This is a genomic window from Kitasatospora sp. NPDC093102, assembly GCF_040683915.1.
In the GTDB taxonomy this organism is placed as follows: domain Bacteria; phylum Actinomycetota; class Actinomycetes; order Streptomycetales; family Streptomycetaceae; genus Kitasatospora.
On record NZ_JBFBFA010000059.1, the window covers coordinates 1 to 13,844 of the forward strand.

Sequence of the window (13,844 nt, forward strand, 5' to 3'; positions counted from 1 at the left end):
TCATCCTTCGCGAATCAAATGGATGCTAGCCCGCGGTACCGACAAGCCAGACAGTGCGCCACCGAGGCGCACAACCATCCGGGCCGTCTGACTCAAGCCTGATCACAAGATCTTCGACAGAGCCGCCAACGGCTCTGGCTCACATTCGGTGGTGACGGAAAGTCACATAGGAATGCGCTGGCCGGGCCGGACGAACGCCGGTCTTGCCCGCTGCCTCCTCTGCCGTCCACATGGAGCCCAGGGACTCTCTACTGCGCCCGGGCTGCGGCTTCGGCTGCCGACGAGCCGGGGGCGCGCATCGAGGTCACGCCCCGGCGCGCGCCTGTGCGCCTGCACCCGGAGTCCCACTCACCGACCCGTGGTCGGCCCGCTCCACGAGGTCACGTCACTCCGGGTATCCGCAGAGCCAGCACGGCGAGGTCGTCGTGAGGGTCTCCCGGGCGGGCGTCGATCAAAGCCTTCCCGAGGCTCTCCAGCGGCCTGCCCGCCCAGGCCGAAGCAGTCTCGGCGACGACTCGCAGCCCCGCGTCGATGCTCACGGCGGGGTGCTCGACCAGTCCGTCGGTGTACAGCACCAGCGTCGCGCCCTCGGGCACCGGATGCGTGCGGTCGAGGCGAGGCAGGCTCGGGTCGACCCCGATCGGCAGGTCGGGCTCGGAGTCGAGATAGTGTGCGGTGCCGTCCGGGGTGACGAGCAGCGGCGGCAGATGGCCCGCGTTGCTCCAGCGCAGATTCCATGCCCCGTCCGCTGGCTCGAGGCGGGCGAGGCATACGGTCGCCATCGGGACCTCGGGCAGGGCGTGCACGGCGTGGTCGAGCCGGGCGAGCGCCTCGCTGGGTGTCGTGGCCTCGTCGTGGGCGATGGCCCGCAGCATGTTTCGGGTCTGCGCCATGATGGCGGCGGCGTCAAGGTCGTGGCCGGCCACGTCGCCGATGACTGCCACCCGCGTACCGTTCGGCAGGGCCAGCGCGTCGTACCAGTCACCGCCCAGTAGAGCGGGCTCGGTGGCCGGCTGGTAGCTCGCCCAGGTGGCCAGTGGAGTAAGCACCGGCAGCGTGGGCAGCAGCAGCCGCTGAAAGTGCTCGGAGTCGGCTCGGACCCGGCTGTAGAGGCGGGCGTTCTCGATCGCCACGCCCGCGGCGCCGGCCATCGCGCTCACCACGGCCTCGTCATCGAGGTCGAACGGCTGGTCGCCGTGCTTGTCGGCGAGGTAGAGGTTGCCGTAGACGCGGCCGCGCACCGTGATCGCGACACCGAGCAGGGTGCGCATCGGCGGGTGCCCTCGGGGGAAGCCGACGGCGGCCGGGTGGACTGCGATGTCGTCGACGCGCAGGGGCTGCGGATCGTGGATCAGGCGACCCAGAAGCCCCCGGCCGGCGGGGAGCGGGGTGCCGGCCAGCCGGGAGCGTTCGTCCTCGTCCAGGCCGGCCGGGATGAAGTCGGCCAGCCGGGTGCCGTCCTCGTCGAGGACGCCGAGCGCCCCGTAGCGGGCCCCGACCAGATCCATCGCCGTGGTCACGATGCGCCGCAGGACGATCGGGAGTTCCAGGTCGCGGCTGATCGCCAGCACGGCCTGCAGCAGACTGCTCATCCGTCTCTGGGCGCGGGCCAGTTCCCGAAGCTGGGCCTGGAGTGCATCGATGTCTGCCTGCTCGCCGGCACCGGCCGCGTCCGCTGCGCTGGGCTGCCGCATTGGTTCAAGATCCTTCCGGCACACACGACCCGGACACCGAGTATCACCGTGACGGGCATCACATTCCCGTGATCCAACGATACCGGCCGGCATCGACAGGAGCTGTGGATCGCCACCGATCGGAGCCGGGTTCCCGTAGTGGCACACGGCTCCGACCCGTGTGCGCCCGGTCAGCGCGCCGGGTGCAGGACCGTGGTCGCGTCCGTGCGGTGGTCGAGGTGGCTGGTCACGTCCACGACGCCGTCCACGCCCCGGCACAGCCGCTCCACCACCGACACCAGGGCACGGTGCTCGACCGTGCCGGTCAGGGTGACCCGGCCTTCGTGCACCTGGACGTCGACGGTGCCCGGGGCGAGTCCCAGCGTGCGCTCCAGGACGTCCCCGAGGAGCTCCTCGCGGATCGCCCGGTCCTGCCGCAGGAAGACGCGCAGCAGGTCGCTGCGGCTGACGATGCCGATCAGACGTCCGGCCTCGTCCACGACGGGGAGGCGCTTGAGTTTGTCGCGCTGCATCAGGCGGGCGGCTTCGACCACGGTCCATTCGGGCCGGGCGCAGACGGCCGGGCTGGTCATCAGGCCCTCGGCGGTGGCGGCTCGGCTGCGGGCGCGGTCGCGCGGCGGCAGGTCCGGGGCGAGCATCAGTCCGGCGGGGTCTTCCTGGGCGGCTTCATTGAGCAGCAGGTCGGCCTCGGAGACCAGTCCGATCGGACGGTCCTCCTGGTCCAGGACGGGTACGGAGGTGATGTCGTGCTCGGCGAGCAGCCGGGCGATCTCCTTGAAGCCGGTGTCGGGCCGTACGTGTACGACGACGTGGGTCATCAGCTCTCCCACGATCCGGTGTCGCATGGTCGGCTTTCTCCTTTCCGGTGGGCATTGGCAGGGCGGTGTAGTGGGGTGGGGTGCAGGGTTGGCGGGCTCAGTCGTTGGGGTGGCGGACCACGACCACGGGGCAGGGCGCGTGCTGGACGCAGTGCTGGCCGACAGACCCCAGCAGGGCGCCGGTGAACCCGCCGTGGCCCCGGCTGCCGACAACCAGGAGGTCGGCGCCCCGAGCCGCGTCGAGCAGACACGACACGGCACCGCCCTCCACCACCCGGGCGCGGATCCCGCCCCGGCACTCGGCGTCGGCCGCCTCGGCGACGGCCTCGTCGAGCACGTTGCGCGCGCTGTCGGCGGGGTTCTCGTAGGCCACGACGGGTACGGGCCACCCGGTGGCCACCGGGTGCTGCCACGCGGTGACGGCCTCGACGACGGCGCCCCGCGCACGGGCCTGGTCCACGGCCCAGCGCAGCGCGTCGACGGAGGACGGCGAGCCGTCCACGCCGACCACGATCCACCGCTGCGTGTCGGTCTGCTCGGTCACGGTGCTCTCCTTCTCGTTTGCAGTTGTCTCCACCATCGGGCGACCGGCTCGGTGCGGCGAAGGGCCGGAGGGGACCATGCTGCCGGGACCTTCCGCCCGCTTGCGGACACGGCTGCGGCGGCGGGCGGGCGGGCGGATGTCCCACCGGAGGGGGCCGTGAGCCCCGTCACCGCGTGGCCGGGGGCGGTGGTGCGCTCGGTCGGTCGCGGGACGCGCGTGTCCGGCCCCTCGCCGGCCGGGTCGCGCGATCACTTCCGAGCACGGCCGGGACCGAAGGCCGCCCGACCGGGACCGTTGTGCCGCCCTCCAGTGACCAACGGCCCACAGACCACGCCCAGTGACGAGGAGCAGGCTGGCGTCCACACCCCATCCGAGGGGTCCGGTCCCGGTCGGCGAATCGCCGCGAGGGCCGCTCGGTCGGACGGACACACAGGGCTTCGGCGCAGCAGAGTTGAGGAGTTCTCGATGGCACAGGCGTATCTGGTCGGCGGCGGCATCGCCGCCCTGTCCGCGGCGGCGTTCCTCATCCGGGACGGGGGATTCGCCGGCCGTGACATCCACATCTTCGAGGCACAGGACGAGGTCGGCGGGAGCCTCGACGCGGGCGGCACCCCGGAGACCGGGTACACGATGCGCGGCGGGCGGATGTTCGAGGCGCAGTTCCGCTGCACGTACGACCTGCTGTCCGGCATCCCCTCGCTGGACGACCCGTCGAAGTCGGCCACCCAGGACATCCTCGACTCCCACGAGGAGTCGCCGTGGGACGACGCGGCCCGCCTGGTCCGCAAGGGCGGTGTGATCGTGGACGGGCACTCCGTGACTCCTCCCCCGCGTGAACCGCGGGGGCTTCTCGCTAACCCTTCCGGGCGTTGCGACGGGCCAGCCCGGCCCGTAGGACGTTGACGGCTCCCACTGTGTCGGCGTGCGCCTGGTGGCCGCAGCCGGTGCAGTGGAAGGTGTCCTGGGTGGGCCGGTTCTCCGCCGCAACATGCCTGCATGTGGGGCATGTCCGGGAGGTGTTGCGGGGGTCCACGGCGATCGTTTCCCGTCCGGCGCTTTCAGCCTTGGCACGCAGGATCGCAAGGAACACCCCCCATCCGGCATCCGATATCGAGCGGTTGAGCCCGGCTTTGGCCGCGGCCCCGTTGGGGAGAAAGGCACCCGGCCGGTCGGGGTCGGGCTTCGGCGCGGGGGCCTTGACCATGCTGCGGATCCTGAGGTCCTCGTGCGCGATCAGATCATGCTCGCGGACCAAACCGAGGGCGGTCTTGTGGGCATGGTCGAGGCGCTGACGGCGGACCTTACGGTGCAGCCTGGCGACGGTCTCCACAGCCTTGCGGCGGCGCTTCGACCCGCGCTTGCACCGACTGAGAGCCTGCTGCGCCTTCTCCAGCTTCGCGGCGGCCTTCCGGCCGTGGCGGGGGCTGGGAACGAACCCGCCGCTGGAGTCGGCGAGGAAGCTGGCTATGCCCATGTCGATGCCGACCACGGATCCGGTCGCGGGCAGCGGATCGGGCCGGGCCTGCTCGGCCGTCAGCACGACGTACCAGCGTTTGCCCTCACGCTTGGCCGAGATCGTCTTGACCGTGCCGGCCACCGGGCGGTGCCGGTTGACCTTGACGTGGCCGACGCCCTGGAAACGGACGCGGGTCACCGGATCGTGCGGGGTTGAGTCCCAGCGGCAGCCGTCACCGTCCTTGGGGAAGTCCACCGTGTCGAACCGGTTCACGCCGCGAAAGCGCGGGTATCCCGGCTTCTCACCGGACGTGACCCGGCGGAAGAACGCCGCGAACGCCTTGTCCAGCCGTCGAAGCGTGGCCTGCTGGGAGGAGAAGGACCAGCGGCCCTGACGCTCCGGGTCGAACGCCCGGATCTCCTTGAGCTGCGCAGACTGATCGCCGTACCGGACCGTCGTCCCGGAGACATGCCGCCAGGCATCCCGACGTTCCTGCAACGCCCCGTTGTAGAGCGAGCAGTGATCCCGCAGCATCTCCGTCAGTGCCTGCTGCTGGCCCACGGTGGGCCGCAGCAAGAACTTGTACGCACGAATCAACACGACCCACCCCCTCCACCGCCTCGGCAATCAACATGCCACACGCCACTGACAGAACACACCACGAGCGCTCTGCTGCGTAGGGACGCGGCGGCGCTCCGCGCCGCCGATCCCAGGATCGGATTCCCTCCCCGGCTGAAGCCGGGGATACCCTCCGAAGATCAGGGATGGAACGGGAGACCCTGCGCGTCTACCGCGACGCCATCGACCGCCGGTCTCCGTGCCTTCGAGCCGAGTTGACGGCTGAAGGGGAGGCCGCGCTCGATCCGGCCCCGTTCACCCCGGCCCGCTCCGCCCAGGAGTCCGCGGGCATCCAGCACACCCCCGTCCCGAGCGTCATCGTCTCCGCCTCGGGGATGGCCACCGGGGGACGCGTCGTGCACCACCTGCGCCGGCTGCTCCCGGACCCGCACAACAGCGTCCTGGTCGTCGGTTTCGCAGCCCTGGGCACCCGTGCCCGGGACCTGGTCGACGGCGCCCGGTCGGTGAGGATGTTCGGCACCTACGTCCCCGTCCGGGCCGAGGTCGTCAACGTGCCCGGGTTCTCAGCCCACGCGGACGCCGACGAGGTCCTCGGCTGGCTGAGCGGTGCCCCCGCTCCCGACACGGTCTACATCGTCCACGGCGAGCCAAGGAGTTCCGAGCGGCTGCGCACCCGGATCGCGAAGGAACTCGGCTGGAACGCGGTCGTCCCGCGCCCCGGCGAGCGTGCCACGGTATAGGTCGGGCCAGATGGCAACGGATGGGGCAGGGCCCGTGGAGGCCCTGCCCCATCCGTCACGGGCTCGCCCGTTCCCGCAGCAGTCGTCCGCTCGCGAAGCATCACGCGGGACCCACACCCGTCCGTCCCCCGCCGCTCTACGCGACCGGGGTGATGAGACCGTAGTGGCCGTCGAAGCGGTGGTAGAGGACGTTGCCGCGCCCGGTGGCGGTGTCGGTGAAGAGGACGAACGGCAGGCCACTGAGGTCGAGCCGCGAGACGGCGTCCGCGACGCCGAGCTCCGGAACTCCGCAGGTGCTCACCGAGAGTCCCGTCAGCGGTTCCGGTGCCGGGCCGGCCGCCGCCGCTCGGTGACCGCCGGTGGTCCCGTCACGGTAGACCACACCGTCGCAGCCGGTCACGGCATCGGTGAACATGTGGAAGCCGTAGTCCATGGCCTCCAGTTCGAACACCGCGGACCACACGTTCTGGCGGGCCAGGCTGTAGGCCTTGTGGCGGACGATCCGCCGCTCCTCCGGGCCAGGCCGCGGCGGTGCGGGCGGTGGTCATGGCCGGATTCCTCGTGCTACGCGCCCGGATCCACCGGAGACGCGCCGTGGTGCCGGTGGTGGTCCTGGTAACGGCGGATCCTGGCGAGCCTCGCGGTCAGCCGGTCCTGGAGCAGGTCGACCGCTTCCTGCATGGTCGCGGCCGCCACGTGGGCCCGGACCGGGCGCCCGTTGAGGTCCACCATGCCCTGGGCGAGGCACGGCTTGGCGATCGAGTGGTGCGCCTCCTGGGTGAGCTTCACCCGGGCGGCGAGGACGGGTTCGTCCACACGCTCCGGCACAGCGGTCACCTTGGCCCTCACGTAGTCCGGAGCGGCCGGCGAGACCTAGCCGCAGGTCTCCACCAGGACGTCGACGACGGGGTGGGTCTGCAGACGGTTCATCAGAATTCCTTTCCGAGGAGCAGCAGGTCGTGGTGTGCGGCGTGACCGTCCGCGTGGGCGCGGACGGTGGTCCCGGTGGTGCCGAGGAGGATGCCGAGGGCGTTGTCGAGCGGGCCGATCGCGGCGAGGCCGCCGGTGCGTTCGGCGAAGGCGGCGGCGGCTTCCGCCTTGGGCCGCATCGAGCCCTCGGGCAGGTCGAGTACGCGCAGCTGCGCCGGGGTGGCGGTGAGCAGCGGGCGGGGTCGGGAGGTCCCGAAGCCGGTGAACACGTGGGTGACGTCGGTGAGGATCAGCAGTGCGTCGGCGTCGAGTTCTTCCGCGACCAGAGCCGCGGTGAGGTCCTTGTCGACGACCGCTTCGACGCCGCGCAGCAGCCCCGTGTCGGTGTCCCGGATGACCGGGACTCCGCCGCCGCCGCCGGCGATCACCACCGTCCCGGTGGCCAGGAGGGAACGGACGACCGGTACCTCGCTGATCGCCACCGGTCGCGGCGAGGGGACGGTGCGCCGCAGCCGGTCGCCGTCCCGGGCGGTGGTCCAGCCGCGTTCGGTCTCCATCGACCTGGCCTGCGCTTCGGTGAGTTGGCCGCCGATGAACTTGCTCGGCCCCTGGAAGGCCGGATCGTGGGGGTCGACCTCGGTGTGGGTGACGACGGCTGCCACGGCGCGGCCCGGCAGTCGTCCCATCAGTTCGCGGGCGAGAAGAGTACCGATCATGCCCTGGGTCTGGGCGCCGAGGACGTCCAGCGGATAGGGAACGGTCAGCGCCGGGTCCGCCTCGCTCTCGGCGGCGAGCAGGCCGACCTGCGGGCCGTTGCCGTGGGTGATCACCAGCTCGTGCCCGGCCTCGACGAGTTCGGCCAGCGAGCGGGCGGCCTGGTGGACGTGACGCAACTGGACGTCGGCGTCGGGGCGTTCGCCTCGCTGGAGCAGGGCGTTTCCGCCGAGTGCGGCGACGATGCGCATGGTCAGTTCCTTCCGAGGGTGGCGACCAGGACCGCCTTGATGGTGTGCATCCGGTTCTCGGCCTGCTCGAAGACGAGGGAGGCGGGGGACTCGAAGACGTCGTCGGTGACTTCGAGCCCGTCGAGGCCGTGCTCGCGGGCGAGTTCGGCACCGAGGTCGGTGTTGCGGTCGTGCAGGGCCGGCAGGCAGTGCAGGAAGGCGGTGTCGGGGTTGCCGGTGGCGGCGAGCAGGTCGGCGTTGACCTGGTACGGGAGCAGCAGGTCGATGCGCTCCTTCCACTTGCCGTGGTCCTCGCCCATCGAGACCCAGACGTCGGTGTAGAGGTAGTCGGCGCCGCGGACCGCCTCCGTCGGCTGATCGCTCAGCATGATTCGGGCTCCCGTGTCCTCGCCGATCCGTCGGCACTGCGCGACCAGGTCCGGGGCGGGCCACAATGCCTCGGGGGCAGCCATCCGCACGTCCATGCCCAGCAGACTCCCCATGACCAGGAGGGAGTTGGCGGTGTTGTTGCGGGCGTCGCCCAGATAGCAGAAGGAGATCTCCTCCAGCGGTTTGCCGCTGTGCTCGCGCATGGTGAAGACGTCGCACAGGCTCTGGGTCGGGTGCCACTGGTCGGTGAGACCGTTGTACACGGGGACGCCGGCGCGCTCGGCGAGTTCGGTGACGGCGTCCTGTTCGAAGCCCCGGTACTCGATGCCGTCGTACATCCGGCCCAGGACCCGGGCCGTGTCGGCGATGGTCTCCTTGTGGCCGATGTGCGAACCGTCCGGGCCGAGGAAGGTGGTGGTGGCGCCCTGGTCGGCGGCGGCGACCTCGAAGGCGCAGCGGGTGCGGGTGGAGTTCTTCTCGAAGATCAGGGCGATCCTGCGGCCGGTCAGCAGCTGCGTTTCGGTGCCCGCCCGCCGGGCGGCCTTCAGTTCGGCGGCGAGGTCGAGGAGGTGGCGGATCTCGGCGGGGGTGAAGTCCTGTTCGCGCAGGTAGTGGCGTCCGCGCAGGTCGATGCTCATGGTTGTCGCTCCTCGGGTGGGTTCAGTTGGCGGGGTCGCGCTGGATGGGGCAGCTCATGCAGCGCGGGCCGCCGCGGCCGCGGCCGAGTTCGGAACCCGTGATGGTGACGATCTCGATGCCCTGCTTGCGCAGGTAGGTGTTGGTGGTGGTGTTGCGCTCGTAGCCGACGACGACGCCAGGGGCGAGGGCGAGGAAGTTGCTGCCGTCGTCCCACTGTTCGCGCTCGGCGGCGCGGGCGTCCTGGTCGGCGGAGAGGAAGCGGACCTTGTCCACGTCGAGGGCCTCGGCGAGGGAGACGGCGAGGTCGGTGTCGGCGCGGACGTCGAAGCCCGCGGGCCGGTCGGGAGCTGGGGTGAGGGTCCAGGAGCGCAACTGGTCGGCCAGCCCCGGGTAGATCGCGAAGGTGTCCCGGTCGATCATCGTCAGGACGGTGTCCAGGTGCATGAACGCCCGGCTTTCCGGCAGCCGTACCGCGATCAGCCGGCGGGCGGTGCCGGTGAGGAAGAGCTGCTGGGCGAGGGCCTCGACGGCCTGTGGCGTGGTGCGCTCGCCCATGCCGATCATGACGACGCCCGGGGCGATCGTGTGGACGTCGCCGCCTTCCAGGTTCAGTCCCGGGGTCGGGGTGGTGCCGTCGAGCAGCGGGGGTGCGGTCTCGGCGAACAGCGGGTGGAAGCGGTAGATGGCGGCGGTGTGCAGGGTTTCCCGGCGGCGGGCCGGACGGGCCATCGGGTTGAGGCTGTACCGGCCGCCGATCCAGCAGGAGTTGTCGCGCGGGAAGAGGTGGTTGGGCAGCGGCGGCAGGGCGAAGTCCTGGTCGCCGAGGGTGTGCCAGAGCAGGCTGTGCGGGTTCCTCAGCGGCAGGTCGCTTTTGAGGACGCCGCCGATCAGGTACTCGGCCAGGGTCCGGCCGTCGAGTTCCTCGCACAGCTCCCGGACCGGGTCGACCAGGGCCGGGCCCACCACGGCCGGGGTGGCCACCTGGCCGAGCAGCCAGGCGCGGGCGACGGGGATGTCGAGCGTCTCGGCGAGCAGGTCGGCGTAGTGGTGGACGCGGACGCCGTGGTCGCGCAGCACCTGGGCGAAGGCGTCGTGCTCCTCGCGGGCGCGCTTGGCCCACAGGATGTCGTCGAACAGCAGCTCGTCGACGTTGCGCGGGGTCAGCCGGGACAGTTCCAGGCCAGGGCGGTGCAGGATCACCTGGTGCAGGCGGCCGGCCTCGGAATCGACACGCAGGGCGGACATCGGGGTACTCCTCGTTCTCAGTGGTGGCGCGGGGTCAGAGCCCGGCGCAGGAGGGTCGGCAGCCCGGCCGGGCGGGCGGCCCGGGCGGCGTGGGGCAGTTGCGGGGCGGTGGCGGGCGAGCCGCTCGGGGCGGCGGCCTCCTCGGCCTCCTCGGGGGCGGCCGGCTCGGCCTGGGGCCGCTTGAGCCAGATGTAGACGGGGATGCCGAGCAGGACGGTGAACAGGCCGTAGTAGACGGTCTGGTAACCGCTGCCCTGGATCGACCAGTACGAGAAGGTCAGCGCGAGGACCGTGACGACGACGTCCCGGGCGAACCTCCCGCGGTCCAGCTCCTCCCGGCCGCGGCGCACCAGCCAGTACAGCTGGGCGGCGGCGGAGATCAGGTACGGCAGGACGGCGGTGAGCACGCTCAGCAGCACGATCTCGGTGAAGACCCTGGTGAAGCTGGTGTAGCTGACCACGGTGAGCACCGACGCGAGGACCGTCGCCGAGACGATGCCGAAGGCCGGCACCTCGCCGCGACCGCGGACCTTGGTGAAGGCGGACGGGAAGAGCCCGTCCTTGGCGGCGGCCATCGGCATCTCGGCGCAGATCAGGGTCCAGCCGTTGAGCGCGCCGATGCCGGAGACGATCGCGGCCAGGGCGACGAGGTTGCCCGCCCAGGTACCGCCCGCGATGTTGTTCATGGCGTCGGTGAACGGCGCGGTGGAGGAACCCAGTTGACCGTGCGGGACGGTTCCGAACACCGCCAGGGTGCCGAGCAGGTAGATCGCGGCACAGGCCAGCGTGCCGTAGACCGTGGCGCGCGGGACGTTGCGCTGCGGATCGCGCACCCGGCCCGCGGCCACCGAGGCGGTCTCCAGCCCGATGTAGCTGAACAGGGCGATCGCCCCCGCTGCCGAGATCGCGCCGAGCGCCGAACCGCCGCTCGCGTTGAAGGCACCGAAGTTGCCGGACTTCACGGACAACAGGCCGGCCGTGGCCATGAACGCCAGCGGCACGAACTTCAGTACGGTGGTCACCACTTGGATCGCGCCGATGTTCCGCACCCCGGTCAGGTTGACCACGGCCGGCAGCCAGAGCCCGGCCAGCGCGATCGTCACGGACGCCCAGGTGTGGTGCCCCTTGTTCACGAACACCTCGACGTAGCCCACCCAGGCCACCGCGATCGCCGCGTTCCCGGCCCAGGCCGTGATCCAGTACGACCAGGCGGTCAGGAACCCGGCGAACTCGCCGAACGCCTCGCGGGCGTAGACGTAGGGGCCGCCGCTGCCGGGGGACCGCTCCGTCAGCCGGCCGAACGTCACCGCGAGCGCCAGTGCGCCGATGGTCACCAGTACGAACGCCACCAGGGCGATCGGCCCGTACGGGGCCAGGGCCGACGGCAGGGCGAACACGCCGGTCCCGATGATGCTGCCGACGACCAGCGCCGTCGCGGCGGGCAGCCCGAACGACCGGCCTTCCCGGGCCCGCGTGCCGTCCGGGGTCTCTGATCGTCTCCCGCGATCGAGCGCTGACATGAAGCGGCTCCTTTGCCGATGTGCGAAAAATCCGTGGGCCGGTCTGTTCCTCACCGCCCGTCGCTGAAGATCCTCTGCTCACGGCCCTGCCGCGCCCCAGGGGCCGACAGTCCCTCACCTCGGACCCGGCCGTCCCGGATACCGCCCCCATGGGTCCCACCTGGTCCCGGGCCTGTCGACCCCCAGGCCTTCGCCCTGCTTCCCGTGTGACGTTCCGTTCCCACCGGGCCGGCACCCCGGTCGCCGGGCGACGCGGCTGGCTGCGGATCATCGGGACCATCGGTCCCCGTGCGGGTCCGTTCGGTCCCTGGGGCGTTGCTTCGCCTGCCCCGGAGACCGGCGGGCGGCTGCGCAGCACGGCGCGCCGTCGTGACCGGTGCGGACCTGCTCGCGGCATGCTGCGCGGCCACCTCCGTCGCGCTTCGGCCACGGCGGCAACCCGCTGAGCCGCCCCGCCGACCGCCACCGCAGCCAGGCCGTGCTGATGGCCTTCGTCGGCATGGCGCTGGCGGCCCTGGTCGGCGCCGGAGCCACCGCGGCCGGCTACGCAACGTCCCACCCGCAGGCCCTCTCAGCCACCTCCCGACTCCACCGGGTCAATGCGGTCACACTCGCCCCTCCGCAGGGCACCGACCTGACCGTCGCCGGTCGAACGATGTACGAGGCAGACGCCTACTGGTCCTGGCCCGGCGACCAGCACCACACCGGCAGCATCGCCGTCCCGCGCCGTACGTCCCCCGGCTCGACCGTGAGCACCTGGGTCGACGACCGCGGTCGGCCGGTCGCCGCGTCTCCATCGGCAACCGACACCGCCGTCAACGCACTGCTCATCGGGCGGTTCGCCTTCTGTGGCCTGACGGTGCTCGTCGCCAGTGGCCTCACCGCCCGGCTGGCCGTTCTGGACCGGCGCGCCTGCGACTCCTGGCAGTCCTCCTGGGCGTTGTACGAATCTGGAGTGGCCCTACCGCACCGGGCAAGCAGGCCGGCTGACCGTCCGCCCCCGCTCCCGGACGGATCAGCCTTTCAAGGACCGGACAGGTGGCCCTGCACACGGGGCTAAGCTGTGGTCCCAGGTGGCTCGGCACGGCGGGCCGTGGAGCGGAGCGATGATGGCGGACAACACGAACGGCCCGGTCAAGGTGTTCCTCCTCGACGACCACGAGGTGGTCCGCCGGGGCGTTCACGACCTGCTGGACGCCGAACCCGATCTCACCGTGGTCGGCGAAGCCGCCACCGTCGAACAAGCACTCACCCGCGTCCCCGCCCTGCGCCCCGACGTCGCCGTCCTGGACATGCGCCTGCCCGACGGCGACGGTGTCACCGTCTGCCGCGAACTGCGCTCCCGGATGCCCGAACTCGCCTGCCTCATCCTCACCTCCTTCGACGACGAGGAGGCCCTGCTCGACGCCATCATGGCCGGCGCCTCCGGCTACGTCCTCAAGCAGATCAGCGGCACCGACCTCGTCACCGCCGTGCGTACCGTCGCCTCCGGACAGTCCATGCTCGACCCCGGTGCCGCCACCCGCCTCATGACCCGGCTGCGCGGCGACGCCACCCCGCAGACCACCGGTCTCCCTCAGCTCACCGACCGCGAGAGGGAGATCCTCTCGCTGATCGGCGAGGGCCTGACCAACCGACAGATCGGCCAGCGCCTCTACCTGGCCGAGAAGACCGTCAAGAACCACGTCTCACGACTGCTCGCCAAGCTCGGCGTCGAACGCCGAGTCCAGGCCGCCCTCATCGCCACCCAGGCTCCGCCCGTGCGCGAGCGGAGCCTGGGCCGCCCGGCCCTCTGAGCCCGGACCGGGCGGCCCTCACGCGACGGGCCGCCCGACCGGTCCACGAGGCCCCTCCGCCCCTCGCTGCGGACAACGCGAGGGAGGATCGTGGCCGGCATGACAACCGAATTCGCGCCTCTGGACGCGGAGCAGTGCTCGGCACGACTCCGCAGCACCGCCTACGGCCGCGCCGTACGGACGAGAAGGTCGCCGGACTCTTCATCCTTCACCCCCGAGACGCCGTAGAACCCGGCCCGTGCCCTGTCACGGGGTGCGGGCCCCAGTGTCCAGTCGGCGTCGAACTCCTCACCGCCCCGCTTGTCGGTCAGGTAGAGGTTCCCGAACACCTCGTGGCGCACCCGTACCGGAACACCGAGGAAGGTCCGCATCACCGGATGGTGCACCGGGCAGCCGGTAAGGCCCCAGGCCAGGACCTACGTGGCCGAACACCGGGCATGCGCCGTACCGAGCCCGCGGGCAGCACCGCCGAACCGGCACGGCCGGTCAATACGGTCCTCCCGACGGAACGCACCCGGCCTGCCGCCGACCTCGATACAGGGACCACCG

Annotated in this window: 13 protein-coding genes and 2 pseudogenes; 4 read left to right on the forward strand and 11 right to left on the reverse strand. The window is 71.5% G+C overall.

Annotation, left to right across the window (positions count from 1 at the left end; translation table 11 throughout):
- Window positions 1–380: 380 nt before the first annotated feature.
- From AB0O11_RS35865 to AB0O11_RS35875, 3 genes are all read right to left on the reverse strand, one after another.
- Complete coding sequence (locus AB0O11_RS35865) at window positions 381–1,694, reverse strand: GAF domain-containing SpoIIE family protein phosphatase (protein WP_363395658.1); 1,314 nt, start codon at window positions 1,692–1,694, stop codon at window positions 381–383.
- A gap of 170 nt (window positions 1,695–1,864) precedes the next feature.
- Window positions 1,865–2,539 (reverse strand): CBS domain-containing protein, encoded by a 675-nt coding sequence (locus tag AB0O11_RS35870; protein ID WP_363395661.1) that lies wholly within the window; start codon window positions 2,537–2,539, stop codon window positions 1,865–1,867.
- A 70-nt stretch (window positions 2,540–2,609) separates the two neighbouring features.
- Window positions 2,610–3,056 (reverse strand): universal stress protein, encoded by a 447-nt coding sequence (locus tag AB0O11_RS35875; protein WP_363395664.1) that lies wholly within the window; start codon window positions 3,054–3,056, stop codon window positions 2,610–2,612.
- Window positions 3,057–3,521: 465 nt separating this feature from the next.
- Between AB0O11_RS35875 and AB0O11_RS35880 the strand changes: the two genes are divergently transcribed.
- On the forward strand, window positions 3,522–3,959 hold the full coding sequence (locus AB0O11_RS35880; RefSeq protein ID WP_363395667.1) for an oleate hydratase: 438 nt from the start codon (window positions 3,522–3,524) through the stop codon (window positions 3,957–3,959).
- Here AB0O11_RS35880 and AB0O11_RS35885 read toward each other — a convergent pair.
- On the reverse strand, window positions 3,910–5,109 hold the full coding sequence (locus AB0O11_RS35885; RefSeq protein ID WP_363395744.1) for a transposase: 1,200 nt from the start codon (window positions 5,107–5,109) through the stop codon (window positions 3,910–3,912). The genes AB0O11_RS35880 and AB0O11_RS35885 overlap by 50 nt on opposite strands.
- 167 nt (window positions 5,110–5,276) lie before the next feature.
- Here AB0O11_RS35885 and AB0O11_RS35890 point away from each other — a divergent pair, with 167 nt between their 5' ends.
- The gene (locus AB0O11_RS35890; protein ID WP_363395670.1) at window positions 5,277–5,831 is read left to right on the forward strand and encodes an MBL fold metallo-hydrolase RNA specificity domain-containing protein; all 555 of its coding nucleotides are present in this window, start codon (window positions 5,277–5,279) and stop codon (window positions 5,829–5,831) included.
- Between the two features lie 136 nt (window positions 5,832–5,967).
- On the opposite strand, the gene AB0O11_RS35895 is transcribed toward AB0O11_RS35890, so the two are convergent.
- From AB0O11_RS35895 to AB0O11_RS35920, 6 genes and pseudogenes are all read right to left on the reverse strand, one after another.
- Complete coding sequence (locus AB0O11_RS35895) at window positions 5,968–6,333, reverse strand: sigma 54 modulation/S30EA ribosomal C-terminal domain-containing protein (RefSeq protein WP_363395747.1); 366 nt, start codon at window positions 6,331–6,333, stop codon at window positions 5,968–5,970.
- A gap of 62 nt (window positions 6,334–6,395) precedes the next feature.
- A pseudogene (locus AB0O11_RS35900) lies at window positions 6,396–6,692 on the reverse strand (HPF/RaiA family ribosome-associated protein); the annotation flags it as partial.
- Between the two features lie 68 nt (window positions 6,693–6,760).
- Window positions 6,761–7,726, reverse strand: coding sequence for a carbamate kinase (locus AB0O11_RS35905; RefSeq protein WP_363395673.1), 966 nt, complete (start codon window positions 7,724–7,726; stop codon window positions 6,761–6,763).
- Between the two features lie 2 nt (window positions 7,727–7,728).
- A complete protein-coding gene (gene argF / locus AB0O11_RS35910) occupies window positions 7,729–8,733 on the reverse strand; it encodes an ornithine carbamoyltransferase (protein ID WP_363395676.1) in 1,005 nt (334 codons plus the stop codon).
- Window positions 8,734–8,755: 22 nt separating this feature from the next.
- Window positions 8,756–9,979, reverse strand: coding sequence for an arginine deiminase (locus AB0O11_RS35915; RefSeq protein WP_363395679.1), 1,224 nt, complete (start codon window positions 9,977–9,979; stop codon window positions 8,756–8,758).
- Between the two features lie 17 nt (window positions 9,980–9,996).
- Window positions 9,997–11,499 carry an amino acid permease gene (locus AB0O11_RS35920; protein ID WP_363395682.1) on the reverse strand — a complete coding sequence of 501 codons (1,503 nt, stop codon included), beginning with the start codon at window positions 11,497–11,499 and terminating at the stop codon, window positions 9,997–9,999.
- Window positions 11,500–11,875: 376 nt separating this feature from the next.
- Here AB0O11_RS35920 and AB0O11_RS35925 point away from each other — a divergent pair, with 376 nt between their 5' ends.
- Window positions 11,876–12,559 (forward strand): hypothetical protein, encoded by a 684-nt coding sequence (locus tag AB0O11_RS35925; RefSeq protein WP_363395685.1) that lies wholly within the window; start codon window positions 11,876–11,878, stop codon window positions 12,557–12,559.
- 49 nt (window positions 12,560–12,608) lie between these two features.
- The gene (locus AB0O11_RS35930; protein ID WP_363395749.1) at window positions 12,609–13,295 is read left to right on the forward strand and encodes a response regulator transcription factor; all 687 of its coding nucleotides are present in this window, start codon (window positions 12,609–12,611) and stop codon (window positions 13,293–13,295) included.
- A gap of 272 nt (window positions 13,296–13,567) precedes the next feature.
- Here the strand turns inward: AB0O11_RS35930 and AB0O11_RS35935 are convergent.
- A pseudogene (locus tag AB0O11_RS35935) lies at window positions 13,568–13,690 on the reverse strand (GAF domain-containing protein); the annotation flags it as partial.
- Window positions 13,691–13,844 lie beyond the last annotated feature (154 nt).

Bases quoted from the DNA above. Each gene is read 5' to 3' on its own strand.
- AB0O11_RS35865 (WP_363395658.1), bottom strand. From the start codon at position 1,694: ATGCGGCAGCCCAGCGCAGCGGACGCGGCCGGTGCCGGCGAGCAGGCA.
- AB0O11_RS35870 (WP_363395661.1), bottom strand. From the start codon at position 2,539: ATGCGACACCGGATCGTGGGAGAGCTGATGACCCACGTCGTCGTACAC.
- AB0O11_RS35880 (WP_363395667.1), top strand. From the start codon at position 3,522: ATGGCACAGGCGTATCTGGTCGGCGGCGGCATCGCCGCCCTGTCCGCG.
- AB0O11_RS35890 (WP_363395670.1), top strand. From the start codon at position 5,277: ATGGAACGGGAGACCCTGCGCGTCTACCGCGACGCCATCGACCGCCGG.
- AB0O11_RS35905 (WP_363395673.1), bottom strand. From the start codon at position 7,726: ATGCGCATCGTCGCCGCACTCGGCGGAAACGCCCTGCTCCAGCGAGGC.
- argF (WP_363395676.1), bottom strand. From the start codon at position 8,733: ATGAGCATCGACCTGCGCGGACGCCACTACCTGCGCGAACAGGACTTC.
- AB0O11_RS35915 (WP_363395679.1), bottom strand. From the start codon at position 9,979: ATGTCCGCCCTGCGTGTCGATTCCGAGGCCGGCCGCCTGCACCAGGTG.
- AB0O11_RS35920 (WP_363395682.1), bottom strand. From the start codon at position 11,499: ATGTCAGCGCTCGATCGCGGGAGACGATCAGAGACCCCGGACGGCACG.
- AB0O11_RS35930 (WP_363395749.1), top strand. From the start codon at position 12,609: ATGGCGGACAACACGAACGGCCCGGTCAAGGTGTTCCTCCTCGACGAC.